Below are 17808 nucleotides of genomic sequence, written 5' to 3'. Positions count from 1 at the left end.
CCTTATTTCACTACTGGCTGTTGATTGGCTGCAGCATCAATGACATCGACACCAACCGCCTGAGTGATTTTTTGATCAAACTCTGGACGGAAATATTTAATCGCACTCATTAGTGGCTCCATCGCACCTGGCGCATGCGCACAGAATGTTTTACCAATCCATAAATCACGCGTGAGGCCTTCTAGTTTTTCCACATCGCCTACTTGCCCTTCGCCATCGTTGATAGCAGTAAGTAGTTTGACGCCCCACGGTAGGCCGTCACGGCACGGTGTACACCAACCGCAGGATTCGCGCTGAAAGAAAATCTCGAGATTACGTAATAGCGGCACCATATCTTGCGCTTCGTCGACGACCATAATTAGCCCCGTACCCATACGGCTACCCGCTTCTTGAATGGTGTCAAAGTCTACAACCACATCTAAATGATCAGCCGTTAAAAAGTCAGTCGATGCGCCGCCCGGCAACCATGCTTTAAGCTTTTTGCCGTCTTTCATACCACCCGCCAAATCTTCGATGATTTCACGAGCGGTATAACCAAATGGTAGCTCCCACAAACCGGGGTCATTGACCAAGCCTGAACAACCAAACAGTTTTGTGCCTGGCGTTTTACTTTTGCCTTTAACGTCAGACAACGACTGATACCATTCGACGCCATGATTTAGGATGGCTGGCATATTGCACAAGGTCTCAACGTTGTTAACAACCGTTGGACGACCCCATGCACCAGAGATTTGCGGGAAAGGTGGTTTGGTACGTGGGTTAGCACGGCGACCTTCCAAGCAATTAATCAGTGCCGTTTCTTCACCACATATATAACGGCCAGCGCCCGTATGTACATGCAGATTAAAACTAAAGTCTGAGCCTAAAATATTCTTGCCCATTAGATTATTGGCCAAGCATTCTTCGATAGCAGTAACCAAGCGCTGAGCAGCTAAAATGTACTCACCGCGGATAAAGATATAACCGTCAGTTGCACCGATAGCATGAGCAGTAATCAACATACCTTCGATAAGCTGAAGTGGTAGACGCTCCATTAATAGACGGTCTTTAAAGGTACCCGGCTCCATCTCATCAGCATTACAGATAAGATAACGCGGCAAACCGTCTGGCGGCGACATAAATGTCCACTTCAAACCAGCATTAAAACCTGCACCACCGCGACCTCTGACGTTGGCAGCTTTGATCATATTCCCGACTTCTTTAGGCGATTGACTCAAAGCTTGCTTTAAACCAGTGAAACCTTTTAGAGATTCGTAGGTGGCCAAATCAAGCACTGCATCATGATGCGCTAAACGCCATGTTAACGGCTTGGTTTCGCTAGTCGCTGTGGCTTTATCACCATAAATTGGAATGCGCTGCTCATTAAGCTGGCTTGGCGCTTTGCCTTGGCTACGTTGAGCGATCTGCTCTGAAAGAGTTAATCTCATGCGTATAGCTCCAATAATTGCGCGACCTCGGAGGGCTGAACAGGGCCGTAAGTGTCTTCGTCTATCAGCACCGCAGGCCCCTTATCACAGTTACCTAAGCAGCAAATTGGCAATAGTGTAAAACGACCATCAGCAGTTGTCTGGCCATACTCAATACCCAGCTGCGATCTAATCTCAGCTGACAGCGCTTCGTAACCTGTCAAGTAACAAGCCACTGAATCACAAATAAGGATGACGTGGCGACCGACAGGCTGACGATAAATACGGTTGAAAAACGTGGCGACCCCGTCCATATCTGACATCGGGATGTCTAGTATATTGGCGATGGCATTCACTTGTGCATCATCGACCCAGCCGTTACGTTTCTGCACAATTTTTAGCGCATCTAACGAGGCAGCACGCGCCTGTGGATAATGGTGCATAAACTCATGAATAGCCGCAATTTCCTCGCTAGTGAGGATGCTTGCCACATCTACTTTTGGCATTTTGTCGGAAACAATTTTCATAATCTTTTATCTTTCCTCACTCATCATGCTCTATCACTAAATAATATCAGTCTGATTACAACTGTGGTTATATTGAAAAGTGACAGCATTTTGGTGTGCCATCAGGCAATAATATATTGATGAACAACTACTTTTGAAGCGGCGGCTTTGACCTTAACGATCAAAACCTTAACGATCACAATCCGCCATCACAATATCAATCGATGCCAGATACATAATGGCATCAGAAACCAGCGAGCCGTTAATAACAGATGGCATCTGTTGTAAATGCGCAAATGTCGGCGTACGAATACGAGTACGATAGCTCATCGTCGCCTTATCTGAAGTGATGTAATAGCTGTTCAAACCTTTGGTCGCCTCAACGATCGTCGTACATTCGCCCGCTGGCATCACAGGACCCCAAGATACTGAGATAAAGTGGTTAATCAGCGTTTCGATATCATTTAATGTACGGTCTTTCGGTGGTGGTACGGCTAGTGGATGATCCGCTTTATAAGGGCCTTGTGGCATATTGTCCATGCACTGGCGAATGATACGTAACGACTGACGCATCTCTTCAACTTTGACCATACAGCGATCATAAGCATCACCGTTGTAACCGACTGGCACTTCAAAGTCGTAATTCTCATAGCCCATGTATGGACGTGCTTTACGTAGATCAAAGTCAACGCCTGTCGCTCGCAGACCTGCACCAGTGACGCCCCAAGCCAATGCTTGCTTAGCATTATATTGAGCAACACCTTGGGTACGACCTTTGAGCACGCTGTTTTGCAATGCCGCTTTGACATACTCGTCCAAGCGTTTTGGCATCCAATCTAAGAACTCACGAACCAAACGCTGCCAACCGCGTGGCAAATCAGCAGCAGTACCACCGATACGGAACCAAGCAGGGTGCATACGATAGCCAGTCACCGCTTCGATGACGTCATACGCTTTTTGGCGATCGGTAAACATATAGAATACAGGGGTCATACCACCCGCATCCTGAATGAAGGTACCAACGAAGAGTAAGTTATTGGTAATACGGAAGAACTCACTCATCATCACGCGGATGGTTTCAGCGCGCGGCGGAATGGTAATCCCAGCGAGCTTTTCAACCGACATGATGTACGGTAGCTCATTCATTACACCGCCAAGATAATCAATACGATCGGTATAAGGAATAAATGAGTGCCATGTTTGACGCTCCGCCATCTTTTCTGCACCGCGATGGTGATAACCAATATCAGGGATACAATCAACGACTTCTTCACCATCCAGCTGTAGTACTAAACGGAAGGCACCGTGAGCAGAGGGATGGTTAGGGCCGATGTTCAAGAACATAAAGTCTTCATCACGACCTGAACGCTTCATGCCCCATTCTTCTGGAACAAAACGCAAGTTTTCCTGCTCGTATTGCTGCTTAGCTGTATTCAAGAAGTATGGGGTAAATTCAGTCGCCCGCGCATGATACTCTTTACGCAGTGGATGACCTTCCCAATATTTTGGCAATAAGATACGGGTCAAATGCGGATGGCCCGTAAAGACAATACCGAACATGTCCCATACTTCACGCTCATACCAGTTGGCATTTGGCCAAATCTGGGTAGCGCTCGGTACATTGACGTCGTCTTCGCTCAGCGCGACCTTGATACGGACATCACTGTTACGCTCAAACGACATTAAGTGATAAAACACCGTAAAGTCACTGTCAGGCATGCCTTGGCGATGTTGGCGCAAGCGCTCATCTATCGCTGACAAGTCAAATAGCATGACGTAAGGTTTAGGCAATTTGCGTAGGAATAAGAGAACATCGAGCAAATCAGCACGCGCTACCCAAACCGTTGGAATCTCATCAACAGTGTGCTGTACCACAAACTTACCGGCATACTTCTGCTCCAGCTCTTTGATAACAACTGGAACAGGCTTAATCTTAGGATCTATGTTTTCGACTACCGTGACCATGAATGATGTATTCCTTCATTAATCATAACTGAACTATGTTAGTCATAACCGAACTATGTCAACCATAACTAAGCTATGTTAATCATAACCGAACTATGATGAGGGCATAAAATATTGAGGTTGTTGCTATCGCTATAAATCTAAACGCACAAATCTAGATACTATCTGGGCTACGCAAGTTTTTGACCGCAATACGGTCAGCTTGCTTACGGTCACGCTCAGGGGTCATTTGTGGCTTGTAGATACCCTGTTCATTGACGTGAATGCCCAGCGGACGACGCTCTTTGGTAATAGACTCTTGTAGCAGCATCAAGCCTTGAATCAGCGCTTCTGGACGCGGCGGGCAACCCGGTACATAGACATCGACTGGAATGATTTTATCCACGCCTTGCACGACCGAATAGATATCATACATGCCGCCCGAGTTGGCACAAGCGCCCATCGAGATAACCCATTTTGGCTCAAGCATTTGCTCATAAAGACGCTGAATAACGGGTGCCATTTTGACAAAGCAAGTACCAGCGACGATCATCACATCTGCCTGACGCGGTGAGGCGCGAATAACTTCTGCCCCAAAGCGTGACAAATCATGAACCGCCGTCAGAGTAGTGGCATATTCGACATAACAGCAAGAGGTACCAAAGTTAAATGGCCACAGTGAGTGCTTACGCCCCCAGTTTGCAGTCGAGTGAACGAGGTCTTCGAGACGACCCATAAAGACGTTTTTATTGACTTCGTCTTCAATAGGATCGTTGACCGTTTGACTGGTCTGTGCAGGATAGACATCTGCATCAGGGTTGGCTTTTGTTAATGTGTATTTCATAACATACAACCTTTATATTAGGCTCAGCAGGGCAATCATCTTGCCAGCACTAGCGCCATAACTTCTATTATTAATAAGTGGCTAATCATCAACGATCATCAATATAAACAAACGTTTTTATATCTGGCTGCTCATCTTTTTTACGAACGCTATAAGCGAAGATCAACAGCTGGCATTAACGCCCCGCTTTGTCTGGCTGTGCAGACGTCGCAAAGTCCACAGAAGTAACGTTACCCGTGGTATTAATATGATCGATGTTCTGTAAATGACGGCGATTGGTCTCAATATTGTTAGAGACGTTAATCTGTCCTGAAGATTGCGCTGGTATCTTACCCGTCGGGTCGACCATCAGCTCATCGACACCATCAAACTTGGTGATGTCCGCCCAATTAAAGGGCGCAGGCGCCGCATAGAGACGTGCTTTTTTACGCAGTTTGTCAGCAGGCGCCCAGTTTAGCGCTCCTAAACTTAAAGCGTATACCAGACCGATTAACAAATCAATGATGAAGGTTGCCGCCGCAATAAACCCAGCCCAGCCAGTTTCACGAACGGAGACCGCATAGGCGTATAAGTACAACGCCTCTAAGTCAAAGATGACGAAGAAGATGGCGACCAAGTAGAATTTAGCAGACAAACGAATACGGGCGTTGCCAGATCCGACAACACCCGCTTCAAATACTTCTTCTTTTTGTGAGCCCTGAGAGCGACCGCCAAGCAAGCGCGGAACGACCAGCATAAAAACAACTAGCCCAATAGCGGCTAAAATAAACGCAACTGCTGACCAATTAAAAGCAGACATGATAATACGTGCTCCTCACCCAATCGAGTGTCAAGCGCAGCGCAGATACACCCATTAAGGCAATTTTGCGACAGGCGTAACGCAGACGAAAACACAAAGTAACTGTCATCGAGTCACTTTTTATCAGTAATTCGATGATGATTATAGGTACTGTGCTGGTAATAACCAATTATCAAGCTTATTGACGACGGTGTCAGACGTGCCCAACTGTAGAATCCCGATACGCGCGCGGAGAAAGCTGGTCGCCTAACGCATCTTCTAACAACGTAAGATCAACGTATTAAATCAATATCATATTTGATGTTTTATTTAATTGATTTAATAGCTCATTACACGTGGTCAATAGTGACGTGACAACTGGCATAAATTATTTACGTACTATACGCATATCATGGTTCAAAAGCTAGTTTTTAACTGCATTGGACGGTCACTTTATAAGCGAAAAAAACATATTTTTTTATCTATAAATTATGATATAGACGTTACCTTATATTAACACCAAATCCTTACTTTTTATTACCAACCGTCATCAGTAGCGTTGCTGCTAAATATTGCATGCTTTATCATGCCATTGTCATCAGCCAACTCCTTACCCAAAGTTATGGTTTTTGCTTTATAATAGCCCAGCCAATTTTAATGGCACATTTTCAATAAATAGCACACTCCATTACTTTAATTGCCTGATTAATTTGATTAAAAATATTGCCACGATATCGACTTTAATCATACACGCCGCGTTCGTTTAGCCACGATACTATCAGCTCTACCCTCTTTTTTGCTTTTGTCTTACAGGTCACGTTATGAGTCAACTTAATCCCAAACAACAAGAAGCGATGCTCTACGTATCTGGTCCATTACTCGTACTAGCAGGTGCCGGATCCGGTAAGACCTCAGTGATTACGCGTAAGATTGCCTACCTGATCGAAGAATGCAACATGCCAGCTGAGCGCATCACGGCGGTAACCTTTACCAATAAAGCGGCACGTGAGATGAAAGCGCGGGTGAGCAAGCTGCTACCAAGTGAAAAAATGCGCGGACTGACCGTGTCAACTTTTCACCAGTTTGGCTTGCAGTTTTTACGCTATGAGCTGATTCATACACCGCTAAAAGGCAACTTCTCCATCATGGACAGCGACGATAGTAAGCGTTTGCTGATGGAGCTGATGATGCGTGACAATTTGAGTGGTGCTGAAAGTCGCGAGCTGGTCGGCAAAGCCATTAAAATGATTTCTGATTGGAAAAATGACTTGGTTGAGCCTGACAAGGCGATGGAAACCTTAGACGACCCAGAAGATATGATTTTTGCGACCTTGTATGCGCTTTATGAGCGTAATTTGCGCGCTTATAATGCGGTCGATTTCGATGATTTGATTGTACTGCCCACCAAAATCCTGCGTGAAAACAGAGAGCTGCGTGACAAATGGCAAAACCGCATTCGCTATCTATTGGTCGATGAGTATCAAGACACCAATACTGCGCAGTATGAAATGATTAAATATCTGGTCGGACCGCAAGGGCGCTTTACCGTCGTAGGTGATGATGACCAATCTATCTATGCATGGCGTGGTGCTAAGCCTGAAAACATGGCGCTGCTCAAAGAAGACTTTCCGAAACTAAAAATCGTCATGCTTGAGCAAAATTATCGCTCGACCACGCGTATTTTGACCTCTGCTAACGCCGTTATTATGAATAACGAGCATTTATTCGAAAAGAAATTGTGGTCAGATAAAGGTCAAGGCGAAAAAATCCGCATTATCAACTGTCGTAATGATGACGACGAGTCCGAGCGCGTGGCGAAAGAGATCGTCACTCATAAATTACGCTTTGGTAATGAGTGGGAACAGTACGCTGTCCTCTACCGCAGTAACTTTCAGGCTCGAATGTTGGAAGCGCAATTGCGTCAGTTGCAAGTGCCTTATAAGTTGTCCGGTGGTCAGTCTTTCTTTGCGCGTAGTGAAATCAAAGACATCATGGGCTATCTGCGTCTGATTTTGAACCCCGAAGACGACAGCGCGTTTTTGCGTATTATCAATACGCCTAAGCGCGGTATGGGACCTGCAACCCTCGAAAAGCTTGGTTTGTTTTCGCAAGAGCATAGCATCTCATTATTGGCCTCTTGCACGCATGCTGGTCTTGCTCACGTATTGCCGTCTAAAGCTTATGGCACGATAAAAGAGTTTGGTGAATTCATCGAGCATTATACCCGCGAGTTGGATCAACATCCTGACCCCGTGCCAATCGTGCGCCAGATGATTGATGAGACCGGTTATATTGATTTTGTTCGTAGCGATGCCAAAACGCCACAACAAGAAAAGAACCGTATCGATAATATTGATATGCTTTATACCAGTATTCAATCGTTAATCAATCGTGCTGAAGAAGATGAAGATCGGACGATTGATACTATTATCCGTAAGCTAGTGTTGCTCGATATGCTTGAGCAGCAGCAAGAAGAAGAAAACACTAATAAAGTTAATTTGATGACCTTGCATGCGGCAAAAGGTCTGGAGTTTGATTTTGTTTACATCATGGGGCTTGAGGAAGAAATGCTACCGCATCGCAACTCTATCATGAGCGAGACGGTCGAAGAAGAGCGCCGTCTGATGTACGTGGGCATTACTCGTGCGCGCCGTGAGCTGACACTGACGCTCGCGACCCAGCGCCGTGCTGGCGGACAAATGCGAGTCACCTCAGAATCAAGATTTTTGGATGAGCTGCCTGAGGATCATATTGATTGGCCTGCCAAAGCGAAAAAGAAAAAAGCGACTAAAGACCCAGAAGCCGTCGCTGATGAATATTTGGCCAATATTCGAGCGTTACTGGGTAAGCGCTAATCTCAGCATTAGCACTATTGATGGCTGCAAAGCAATATTAGGGCGTGTCATCAATTAGCACATTAAACAAAGTTAACGCTGTAATCATTTACAGATACTTTGACGATATCATTTCTATCTTCTAAAAATATTGGAACCCTTATGCCTACCCAGACGCCCAATCAGGAACGACCCTCGATGCTATCAGGAGATTATAATCCGGCGGAATATAGCGCCGAATATAAACTGCTGTACTTGCAGGGTTTGGTTGCTGATAAAGCTTATGAGGCGATTACTGAGTTTTTAGAAAAGCAGTCGGAATATGAAATTGCCAACCTACTCGAGTCTTTTCCCACTCAAAACCGTCTACTAATCTGGGAGCAAGTACCAGAAAACATCAAAGGTGAAGTGCTTGCAGAACTAGAGTACGATACGCGCCAGCCATTGATGGAGAATATCTCTTCTCAAGAAATCTCGTTATTTACCCAAGACCTTGACGCCCAAGACATCTCAGAAATTTTGGATACCGTTACTGAGAGCGTGCGTACCTCAGTCATGGCAACGCTGGATGAAGAAACTCGTGTCCAAGTTAATAAACTGGATACTTATGCCGACTGGGAAGTGGGTAGTTACATGGATCCTGACATTATCCAGATAAGAGATGACATCCACCTTTCTGATGTACAGCACTGGCTACGCGAAAACGACGACTTGCTTGATGACCAAAGCCAAGAGCTACTGGTCGTCGATCAAAGCCAGCAATTACTTGGACTGCTGAGTCTGGTCGATTTGATTAAGCATGAGCAAAACACGTTGGTGTCAGCGCTGATTGATACAGCCATTACGATCAATGATCGTTTAGACATTCAAGATGCCGCCGCGATTTTTCGTTCAGAAGACATTCGTTTCGCGCCTGTGATTAACAGTTATGGCGAATTGGTTGGTCAGTTAAATGGCGAAGATATCATGGAAATTATCCAAGATGATGTCGATAGCACCATGAAAAACCTCGCTGGTGTCAGTCAAGATGAAGAGTTGTTTGCACCCATCCTAACCAGTGCAAAAAGTCGTAGTATCTGGCTGGGTATCAACTTGTGTACCGCGCTTTTAGCGGCAGCGGTGATTGGACAGTTTGAGGAAGTATTGGCAAAGGTGGTAGCACTGGCAATCCTCATGCCAGTCGTCGCCAGTATGGGCGGTATCGCTGGCTCGCAGACACTCACGGTTGTCATCCGTGGTATGGCAATGGGTCAAATTGGTGGTTCTAACCGTGTCTGGCTCCTAAACAAAGAACTGTGGGTTGGCGCGATAAACGGTATCATTTGGGCGATAATCATGGCATTTATTGCCCAATTATGGTTTGATGATATCAAAATCAGCGCCGTGATTGGCTTTGCGATTGCAATTAACATGACCGCCGCTAACGTTTCAGGTATTAGTATACCGCTGATGCTAAAGCGGATGAATATCGACCCTGCGCTATCTGCTTCCGTTATTTTGACCACAGTAACCGATATCGTTGGCTTTATGTCATTCTTGGGCTTGGCGAGTGTGCTGATACTTTAATTGGATATTAAGTGACTGAATCAATAATTACCCAGTCAACATATAGAAATGCTATTTACATAGAGGTCTTGTTACATAAGAATCTTGAATAACTTTTGTTCAAAATCACAATTTAAAAACCATCAAATCGTTAAGTGAGTGCGTTATGCAAGCTGTACAAGTAAAAGTGTTAAATCCTAAAATCGTTGAAGATAAAGCGTTTTCCTTACCGACTCGTGCCACCGATGGCAGTGCTGGTATCGACTTACGTGCTTGCATTGATGAGCCTTTGACCATTAAAGCAGGCGCAACGCATTTGATCGGTACTGGTCTCGCTGTGTATATTCAAGATCCCAACTATGCTGGTATGATTTTGCCGCGCTCAGGGCTTGGGCATAAGCATGGTATCGTCTTGGGCAATTTGGTCGGATTGATTGATGCGGACTATCAAGGTGAGCTGATGGTTAGTATTTGGAATCGCAGTGGAGACGACTTTGTGCTTAATCCAGCAGAACGTATGGCGCAATATATCGTGGTGCCTGTTGTCCGTCCTGAGTTTGAAGTTGTCGCAGAATTCAGTGATGAAAGCGTACGCGGTGCTGGCGGGTTTGGACATTCGGGTCGTCATTAAGACGATTAATCTGTATAGATAATCACTGTATAGATAATCACTGGCTAGCCATTTTGCATGTATCACGACAATATCAACCACGATGATAAGGAGAGTAAAGCCATGCCGTTTTTTGCGACGCAGCAATCCTTATTTCGTGCTTACGATATTCGCGGCGACGAGCAGTACTTTACTCCGAATTTTATACAGGCTTTGGGCGCCGCATTTGTGCGACTTTATAAAAACCATAATGCGAAACAACGTAGCAAACCCATTTCTAACAGCCCCATTGCTAATAGCCATATTTCTAACAGCAACGTTAAACCGCATCAAAAGCCGAAAGAAACCACGGTCATCATCGGCTATGATGTGCGGTGTGGTAGTGACAGTATGGCTCAGTCATTGGCATCGATCTTACAAAAGCAAGGCCTCCAAGTAATTAACTTAGGGTTAATTACGACACCGATGATGGCATTTTGGACCGAGCAATACGCTGGTCATGGCATCATGGTCACTGCCAGTCATTCTGCAAAAGGCATCTTAGGTCTCAAATGGCTGGTCGGCAATACTTCTCCTAGTGCTAAAGATATTCAGGTGCTTTATCAAGATTTGATAGCGTTTGATACCAACCAACACCACAATCAGATCGACAGTAATAGTGACAGCCTTAAGCTTCCAAGTGCTAGCCAAAGTAATGACAAACAGGCAACTTCAATGCTATCGGTCATTGGCTTGCCGACTGACACTGTGGCAACGCCTTATATTGATGCCATTGCCGAAGTATTTGTCAGTATTTATCCAGAGCAAAACCTATCGGCTAGTAACAAACGAACCTTTAAAAAGCTTGATCTCACCATCGTTATTGATTGTATGCATGGGGCCACTAGCAGGATTGCCCTGCCCTTATTTACCACTTTCTGCCAGCGCGTCATCATCATCAATGACACCCCTGATGGTAACTTCCCCATGGGTAACCCTGACCCTACTGAGCCGAATCGATTGGCAGAGTTGCAACAAAATGTCATCGTTAATACTGCTGATATTGGTCTAGCATTCGACGGTGATGGCGATAGACTGATGATCGTCGACAACAGTGGTAAAATAGTCATGCCCGATCATTTGCTGTATTTGCTCGCCTCAGTCGCCATGAGCGAGCGTCCAGAGACGTGGCAAACTCATACCGCATCCCCGCAAGTGCTGTTCGATATTAAATGCTCACACCATCTACCTATTCTCTTAAGCGATTTGGGAGCGACTCCGATCCTGAGTAAAACTGGCAGTAGTTTAATGCGTCAACAGCTACAGGCCGATGACAGTCAAATCTTATTCGCAGGTGAATTGTCTGGGCACTTTATTTTTAACGATGGTTATTTTACTGCTCATGATGATGCGATGTATGCGGGCTTGCGCCTACTACATTGGTTGGCCTATACAGCGACGCATCGTGACACATCATCGGCTGCTGTTGGTTTATGGGGTGAGCCGATTGAGCAGTCACGCCCTACTCGCTTGACTGAGATTACCCATCAATTACCGATGTTGGTCAGTACAGCAGATCATTATTTACCTTTACCCAATAGAGCGCCTGTGCAGTGCCCAGTCGTGCAACAATTGGCAGAATTTTGTTGTTATTTGCAGTGTTTGGTTGCCGAGTCTTCTGATGACCTCGACAGCGCCTTGACTGCGGCTTATGTCTCATCACAATGCGCTTGTGTATCGTCGAGCGTCAAGCAAACAACGTTAGCACAAGCAAAGCAGTTATTACCGAGCGGCACGCAGCTGACCTGTATTGATGGCGTGCGCTTAGATTTTGCTCATGGTTTTGGTGTGTTACGCCAATCAAACACCAGTCATCATTTGACCGTGCGCTTTGCTGGTGACAGCCTTACAGATTTGAAAGACATACAAGCCCGCTTCGTCGCGCTATGTCGCCCATTTGATAAAAACTTGGCAGAGCAGATTGCAGCACTTCTCTCTGAATAGCTTTTTGAACTGACTTTGATTGAATTAACTTGTTTCATTATCATCATTGCCTAGCCGCTGACATAAAATCTCGCTACCAATCCTTGTATAAATTGTTTTTTATCATTATAAAGACCAGCATATCTGAGAATAATTAGGGCGTGTTGAACATTCGACCATGGCACTGACAGAGACTATTTTTTAGACAGTTCGACGTTAAAACAGTAAGTTTAGTCATTCTAAACGTCTATTTTTAACCATGAAATGGCAAAAAATAGACCTGTCTCTTCGAGCTAATGCGAAAACTGCCCTATGCTGCGTTGTAAACCTAGTTAAGGCATGAGCATTACCGTCGTTTTACGCCTTGTCTAGAACAGTTTTCGCAATCAGCAGTGCCTATTTGTAAATGTTCAACACGCCCTAAGATAAGCCTGTCTAACGATAGTCAGCCGTAATAAACCAACTTTTTAAACCCATCTCTTTTAGAACTAAATTTTAGGAGCTTATCATGACGCTTAATTTGGATGAAGCCAAAAATACCGCTGAAGTATTAACCACAGCACTGCCTTATATCCAGCGCTTTGTGGATAAGCTCATTGTGGTCAAATACGGTGGCAACGCCATGACCGACCCTGAGCTTGAGAGCTCATTTGCTCGTGATATCGTCTTGCTAAAAACCGTTGGTATACACCCTGTCGTCGTACATGGCGGTGGCCCACAGGTAGACAATCTACTAAAAGAGCTCGGTCGCCAGTCCAACCGTATCGATGGGATGCGCGTTACGGACAAGAGCACGATGGATATCGTCGAGATGGTATTGGGCGGTAGCGTCAACAAATCTATCGTCAGCTTAATCAATAAGCACGGTGGCCGCGCGATTGGTCTGACGGGTAAAGATGCCAACTTAATCTTAGCCAAAAAACTAATGATGGAAAAAATTGGTGCAGATGGTATCGCTGTGCCTGTCGATTTAGGGTTTGTCGGTGATGTGGTCAGCGTCAATAAAGACGTGATTAATATGCTAATTGCTTCTGATTTCATTCCTGTGATTGCCCCACTTGGGGTCGATAGCGAAGGCAATACCTATAATATCAATGCCGATTTGGTCGCGGGTAAAGTTGCTGAATTTTTGCAAGCAGAAAAGCTCATGCTATTGACCAATATCAAAGGGGTACTGGGTCGTGACGGTGAAGTCGTCACCGGACTAACGCCAAAGAAAGTGGACAGCTTGATTGAAGACGGCACTATCTCAGGTGGTATGATTCCGAAAATTCAATGTGCGCTAAATGCAGTGCGCAGTGGCGTAAAAAGTGCGGTTATCGTTGATGGTCGTGTGCCTCATGCGACGCTGTTAGAGATTTTCACCAACGAAGGTGTCGGCACGCTGATTAGTCGTGAGATAGATTCTACGGTGATCTAATAACCAGCCGCCCAAATCAGATGTATAAAAAACGAAGCCCGAACCTAGACAATGCTAAGTTCGGGCTTTATTGATTGAATGCTATGAAATCAAATCAAATCATAGTCAAACAAGTTTAGGGTCTGTTGAACATTCAAATATTAGGACTGCTGATCGCTAAACAGACCCTAATAAGCGCAGAACTCTACGGAACTATGACTACTATTGCCGTATACTTTCATATGGTGATTGCCTTTACGCTCGGTAAAATATGAAGTCTCATCTTCGTAACGGTCACCATCAAGGCGACCATTTGGCCCCGTGACATAAGCAACATTGATACGATCGTCACCCACATTGCGAATGACCAGATTTTGATCTGGCATGAGCCACAAGCGAAACACTTTACCACTTTTAATATTACCGGTAAAACTGCCGCAATAGCTATTATCTGCAAAGGTAATTTTGGTAGACGAGTCAGCTGCTTGGACACTTGTAACCATTAAAGGGCTCACCGCCAACGCTGCCATTAACAATAAATTTTTCATAATCTTATCCTTAACTATTACAAACGAACAAACTTAATTCTACTAATAAGTAGCATAGTTTATAATTTGCCAAAGTGATAGCTTTTTATTGAAAATTTGCCTCAAATTCAGTGGCATCAAAGCCGCATAGCAGTATTTGCTGAGCTTGATTTTTATCGTCGATATGACCTTCTACAATTGGACGTTTAATCATACTGGTATTTGTTACTAACAAATCAATCGCGTTATCTATATTGGCATCAGCTGACTGCTTTTGCTCATCGGTTAGTTTGCGCCATGTGGTGCCGCGCTTGTTGAGCACTTTATCAATACCTAACTCATCTACCCAACGCTGGACGCTCTCTCTATCGATGCCTTGTTTTTTATAATCATGAAAATCATAACCTACATTCAGCTCATCAAGCTTAGTAAAAGCTTTTTTCATCGTGCTACAAGATTTGATACCGTAAATGGTGATGGTCATATAAGCTCCAAGTCAATTATCATTATTGTCTTTATTATACCTAACACTACCGAGCATGAGAGCGGAAACTTAGCCATCGTTAGTTTTTAAAACATCAAACATATCGAGCAAGCGCACCATCATATCGTCGCAATTTTTGCCAAATTACGCTATGCTATGGCATTGTGAAATTTCACCCAATTTATTCGTATTAACCAATTTCGAGCCGACTATGAGCAACGCCGTGACAGCAGAACCTTCTAATACTAATCATACCAATGACAGCACCTACTATCAGCCGCAGCTAATTGAAGCCGCGCAACAAGCCAAATGGGCAACGGATAAGCGTTATGAAGTGGGCAACGAGCCTAGCGATAAGCCAAGTCGCTATATGCTGTCGATGTTCCCTTACCCAAGCGGCAAGCTGCACATGGGTCACGTGCGTAACTATACCATCTCAGATGTGCTGAGCCGTTACTATCGCCTCAAGGGCTATGAAGTCATGCAGCCAATGGGCTGGGACGGTTTTGGCTTGCCCGCTGAAAATGCCGCGATTGCCAATCAGACGCCGCCTGCCAAATGGACGTTCGCTAATATTGACAGCATGCGTGCACAGCTTAAATTGCTAGGTTTGTCTATTGACTGGTCGCGTGAATTTGCCACTTGTAGCCCTGAGTATTATCAGTGGGAGCAGTGGTTGTTTTTACAGTTATACAAAAAAGGCTTGGTCTATAAGAAGCTGGCGACGGTCAATTGGGATCCGATTGATAATACGGTTTTAGCCAACGAGCAAGTTATCGACGGTAAAGGCTGGCGTAGTGGCGCTGCGGTCGAAAAACGCGATATCCCGATGTATTACTTTAATATCACCGATTATGCCGACGAATTGCTTGATGATTTGGATCAATTAGAAGGTCACTGGCCATCTGAAGTACTGACCATGCAGCGCAACTGGATTGGTCGTAGTGCTGGTATGGAAGTGCACTTCCCTTATGAGCTTGCCGACCAAGCCAATAGCTTAGACGTCTTTACTACCCGTCCCGATACTTTGATGGGCGTCACTTATGTAGCGGTTGCCGCTGAGCATCCATTGGCGCAGTATGCGGCTGAGCACGATGAAACAATCGCTGCGTTTTGTGCGCTTTGCAAAAAAGGCTCGGTTGCAGAGGCAGACCTAGCCAAAGCAGAAAAAATTGGTATGGACACTGGTCTCACCGTGACGCATCCACTGACTGGCGAAGAAGTGCCTGTTTGGGTTGCCAACTATGTGCTGATGAGCTACGGCTCTGGCGCAGTCATGGCAGTACCGGCACATGACGAACGCGATTATGAATTTGCCGTTAAATACGACTTGCCTATCAAACAAGTTATCCAGTCTCCTGATGGTAATACTGAGTCTGTTATCGCCGAAGCCAAAAAAGATGGTTCTGAGCCAAATCTTGCCTATACTGAGCGCAATATTTTGATCAATTCAGGTGAATTTGACGGTCTAGACTTTGAGCAAGCGTTTGAAGCGATGCTAGCCAAACTTGAACCACAGGAACTTGCGAAGAAAAAGATCCAATATCGTTTGCGCGATTGGGGCGTCTCTCGCCAGCGCTATTGGGGCTGCCCTATCCCAATGGTCAACTGTGAACATTGCGGCACTGTACCTGTTGAAGAGCAAGATTTGCCAGTAGTATTGCCGACTGACGTCGTCCCTGATGGTCGCGGCAACCCACTCAAAAACATCCCAGAGTTTGTGAATACCACTTGTCCTAAATGTGGCAACCCTGCTGAGCGCGAAACCGACACCTTTGATACCTTTGTGGAGTCGAGCTGGTACTATGCGCGTTTTGCCAGTCCAAATGATGCACAAAACATGGTCAACAAGTCTGCCGCCAATAAATGGCTGCCGGTCGATCAATATGTTGGCGGCGTAGAGCACGCGGTCATGCATTTACTGTATGCACGCTTCTTTCATAAACTCATGCGTGATGAGTCATTGGTGTCAGGCGATGAGCCATTTGCCAATCTTATGACCCAAGGCATGGTGCTTGCCGGTACTTTTTACCGTGTCAATGCTGATGGCAGCACGACCTATTATTTTGCAGAAGACATCGATATTGACTACAACGAACGTGGTCAACCGATTAAAGCCATCTTAAAGTTAGATGGTCAGCCAGTGACTATTGGCAAAATTGAAAAAATGTCTAAGTCAAAGAACAACGGTGTCGACCCACAAATCACCATTGATAAGTACGGCGCTGATACGGTTCGCCTTTATACCCTATTTACTGCGCCTGCCGATCAAACGCTAGAATGGTCAGATGACGCGCTAAAAGGCCCTTATAATTTCGTTAAAAAAGTATGGCGCATTGCTACTGAGCACATGCAAGCGCTCACCGAAGCAAACCTAAGCTTTGAGACGCTAAACAATGCCGCCTTTAATACGGATGGCTTAAGTAAAGAAGCGAAAAACTTACGCCGTAAGACCCATGAAACTATTGCCAAGATTGATAGTGATTTGGGCGATCGTCTGGCGCTAAACACCCCCGTATCAAGCCTCATGGAACTTGCCAACGAACTTTCGAGCTTTAAAGCCGATAGTGAACAGGATCTACAAGTACAGCACGAAGCGCTGATTGATCTGCTTATTATGCTATCAGTCTATGCGCCGCATGCAGGCGAGCATTTACTTGAGCAGTTAGGGCTCGATACATTAACCCTAAACTACCCAACCGTGGATGAAAGTGCGCTAGTACAGGATATGATCACGATGGTGGTACAGGTCAATGGTAAGATGCGCGGTAAGATGGATGTCGCGCCGAACAGCGACCCTGAACAACTAAAGGCGCAAGCGCGCGCGATGGATAGTGTGGCAAAATTCTTGACCGGTGAAATCAAAAAAGAAATCGTCGTACCGAATAAACTGGTCAATATCGTGGTTGCAGGCTAGACCTTTTTAAACTTAGTGTTTTAAGCCTTTTTATCAACATAAGGATAGCGAT

At 45.2% G+C, this 17808-nt stretch carries 13 protein-coding genes; 6 read left to right on the top strand and 7 right to left on the bottom strand.

The genetic code is table 11. The annotated features are described in order from the left end of the window. Positions 1-2: 2 nt before the first annotated feature. The 5 genes from nuoF to ndhC form a co-directional block, all read right to left on the bottom strand. Positions 3-1427 carry an NADH-quinone oxidoreductase subunit NuoF gene (nuoF, locus tag RH96_RS06665; RefSeq protein WP_010198899.1) on the bottom strand — a complete coding sequence of 475 codons (1425 nt, stop codon included), beginning with the start codon at positions 1425-1427 and terminating at the stop codon, positions 3-5. Then, positions 1424-1933 (bottom strand): NADH-quinone oxidoreductase subunit NuoE, encoded by a 510-nt coding sequence (nuoE, locus tag RH96_RS06660; RefSeq protein ID WP_010198898.1) that lies wholly within the window; start codon positions 1931-1933, stop codon positions 1424-1426. The genes nuoF and nuoE overlap by 4 nt, the downstream gene beginning before the upstream one ends. A gap of 168 nt (positions 1934-2101) precedes the next feature. Continuing rightward, positions 2102-3877, bottom strand: coding sequence for an NADH-quinone oxidoreductase subunit C/D (nuoC, locus tag RH96_RS06655; RefSeq protein ID WP_010198896.1), 1776 nt, complete (start codon positions 3875-3877; stop codon positions 2102-2104). A gap of 154 nt (positions 3878-4031) precedes the next feature. Continuing rightward, positions 4032-4700, bottom strand: coding sequence for a NuoB/complex I 20 kDa subunit family protein (locus RH96_RS06650; RefSeq protein ID WP_010198893.1), 669 nt, complete (start codon positions 4698-4700; stop codon positions 4032-4034). A gap of 175 nt (positions 4701-4875) precedes the next feature. Next, complete coding sequence (gene ndhC / locus RH96_RS06645; RefSeq protein WP_010198891.1) at positions 4876-5499, bottom strand: NADH-quinone oxidoreductase subunit A; 624 nt, start codon at positions 5497-5499, stop codon at positions 4876-4878. A gap of 800 nt (positions 5500-6299) precedes the next feature. On the opposite strand from ndhC, the gene RH96_RS06640 reads away from it, so the two are divergent. The 5 genes from RH96_RS06640 to argB all read left to right on the top strand — a co-directional run bounded on the left by RH96_RS06640 (position 6300) and on the right by argB (position 13849). Then, complete coding sequence (locus RH96_RS06640) at positions 6300-8333, top strand: UvrD-helicase domain-containing protein (RefSeq protein WP_010198889.1); 2034 nt, start codon at positions 6300-6302, stop codon at positions 8331-8333. 141 nt (positions 8334-8474) lie between these two features. Further along, positions 8475-9878, top strand: a complete 1404-nt coding sequence (gene mgtE, locus RH96_RS06635; protein WP_026037183.1) for a magnesium transporter — start codon at positions 8475-8477, stop codon at positions 9876-9878. Between the two features lie 145 nt (positions 9879-10023). Then, positions 10024-10488 carry a dUTP diphosphatase gene (gene dut, locus RH96_RS06630; RefSeq protein ID WP_010198884.1) on the top strand — a complete coding sequence of 155 codons (465 nt, stop codon included), beginning with the start codon at positions 10024-10026 and terminating at the stop codon, positions 10486-10488. A 102-nt stretch (positions 10489-10590) separates the two neighbouring features. Then, positions 10591-12450 (top strand): phosphomannomutase, encoded by a 1860-nt coding sequence (locus RH96_RS06625; protein ID WP_010198882.1) that lies wholly within the window; start codon positions 10591-10593, stop codon positions 12448-12450. 487 nt (positions 12451-12937) lie between these two features. Next, positions 12938-13849, top strand: a complete 912-nt coding sequence (gene argB / locus RH96_RS06620) for an acetylglutamate kinase (protein WP_010198880.1) — start codon at positions 12938-12940, stop codon at positions 13847-13849. Positions 13850-14016: 167 nt separating this feature from the next. On the opposite strand, the gene RH96_RS06615 is transcribed toward argB, so the two are convergent. Both RH96_RS06615 and RH96_RS06610 read right to left on the bottom strand, forming a co-directional pair. Next, positions 14017-14376, bottom strand: a complete 360-nt coding sequence (locus RH96_RS06615) for a hypothetical protein (protein ID WP_010198878.1) — start codon at positions 14374-14376, stop codon at positions 14017-14019. 85 nt (positions 14377-14461) lie between these two features. Continuing rightward, on the bottom strand, positions 14462-14839 hold the full coding sequence (locus RH96_RS06610) for a Spx/MgsR family RNA polymerase-binding regulatory protein (protein WP_010198876.1): 378 nt from the start codon (positions 14837-14839) through the stop codon (positions 14462-14464). Between the two features lie 211 nt (positions 14840-15050). On the opposite strand from RH96_RS06610, the gene leuS reads away from it, so the two are divergent. Further along, positions 15051-17756, top strand: a complete 2706-nt coding sequence (gene leuS / locus RH96_RS06605) for a leucine--tRNA ligase (protein WP_010198874.1) — start codon at positions 15051-15053, stop codon at positions 17754-17756. Positions 17757-17808: the final 52 nt, after the last annotated feature.

Source organism: Psychrobacter sp. PAMC 21119 (assembly GCF_000247495.1).
GTDB classification, from domain to species: Bacteria; Pseudomonadota; Gammaproteobacteria; order Pseudomonadales; family Moraxellaceae; genus Psychrobacter; species Psychrobacter glaciei.
This window is presented reverse-complemented; position numbering and strand designations above follow the sequence as displayed.

Coding starts and splice junctions, on each gene's coding strand:
- nuoF (WP_010198899.1), bottom strand. CDS start 1,427: ATGAGATTAACTCTTTCAGAGCAGATCGCTCAACGTAGCCAAGGCAAA.
- nuoE (WP_010198898.1), bottom strand. CDS start 1,933: ATGAAAATTGTTTCCGACAAAATGCCAAAAGTAGATGTGGCAAGCATC.
- nuoC (WP_010198896.1), bottom strand. CDS start 3,877: ATGGTCACGGTAGTCGAAAACATAGATCCTAAGATTAAGCCTGTTCCA.
- RH96_RS06650 (WP_010198893.1), bottom strand. CDS start 4,700: ATGAAATACACATTAACAAAAGCCAACCCTGATGCAGATGTCTATCCT.
- ndhC (WP_010198891.1), bottom strand. CDS start 5,499: ATGTCTGCTTTTAATTGGTCAGCAGTTGCGTTTATTTTAGCCGCTATT.
- RH96_RS06640 (WP_010198889.1), top strand. CDS start 6,300: ATGAGTCAACTTAATCCCAAACAACAAGAAGCGATGCTCTACGTATCT.
- mgtE (WP_026037183.1), top strand. CDS start 8,475: ATGCCTACCCAGACGCCCAATCAGGAACGACCCTCGATGCTATCAGGA.
- dut (WP_010198884.1), top strand. CDS start 10,024: ATGCAAGCTGTACAAGTAAAAGTGTTAAATCCTAAAATCGTTGAAGAT.
- RH96_RS06625 (WP_010198882.1), top strand. CDS start 10,591: ATGCCGTTTTTTGCGACGCAGCAATCCTTATTTCGTGCTTACGATATT.
- argB (WP_010198880.1), top strand. CDS start 12,938: ATGACGCTTAATTTGGATGAAGCCAAAAATACCGCTGAAGTATTAACC.
- RH96_RS06615 (WP_010198878.1), bottom strand. CDS start 14,376: ATGAAAAATTTATTGTTAATGGCAGCGTTGGCGGTGAGCCCTTTAATG.
- RH96_RS06610 (WP_010198876.1), bottom strand. CDS start 14,839: ATGACCATCACCATTTACGGTATCAAATCTTGTAGCACGATGAAAAAA.
- leuS (WP_010198874.1), top strand. CDS start 15,051: ATGAGCAACGCCGTGACAGCAGAACCTTCTAATACTAATCATACCAAT.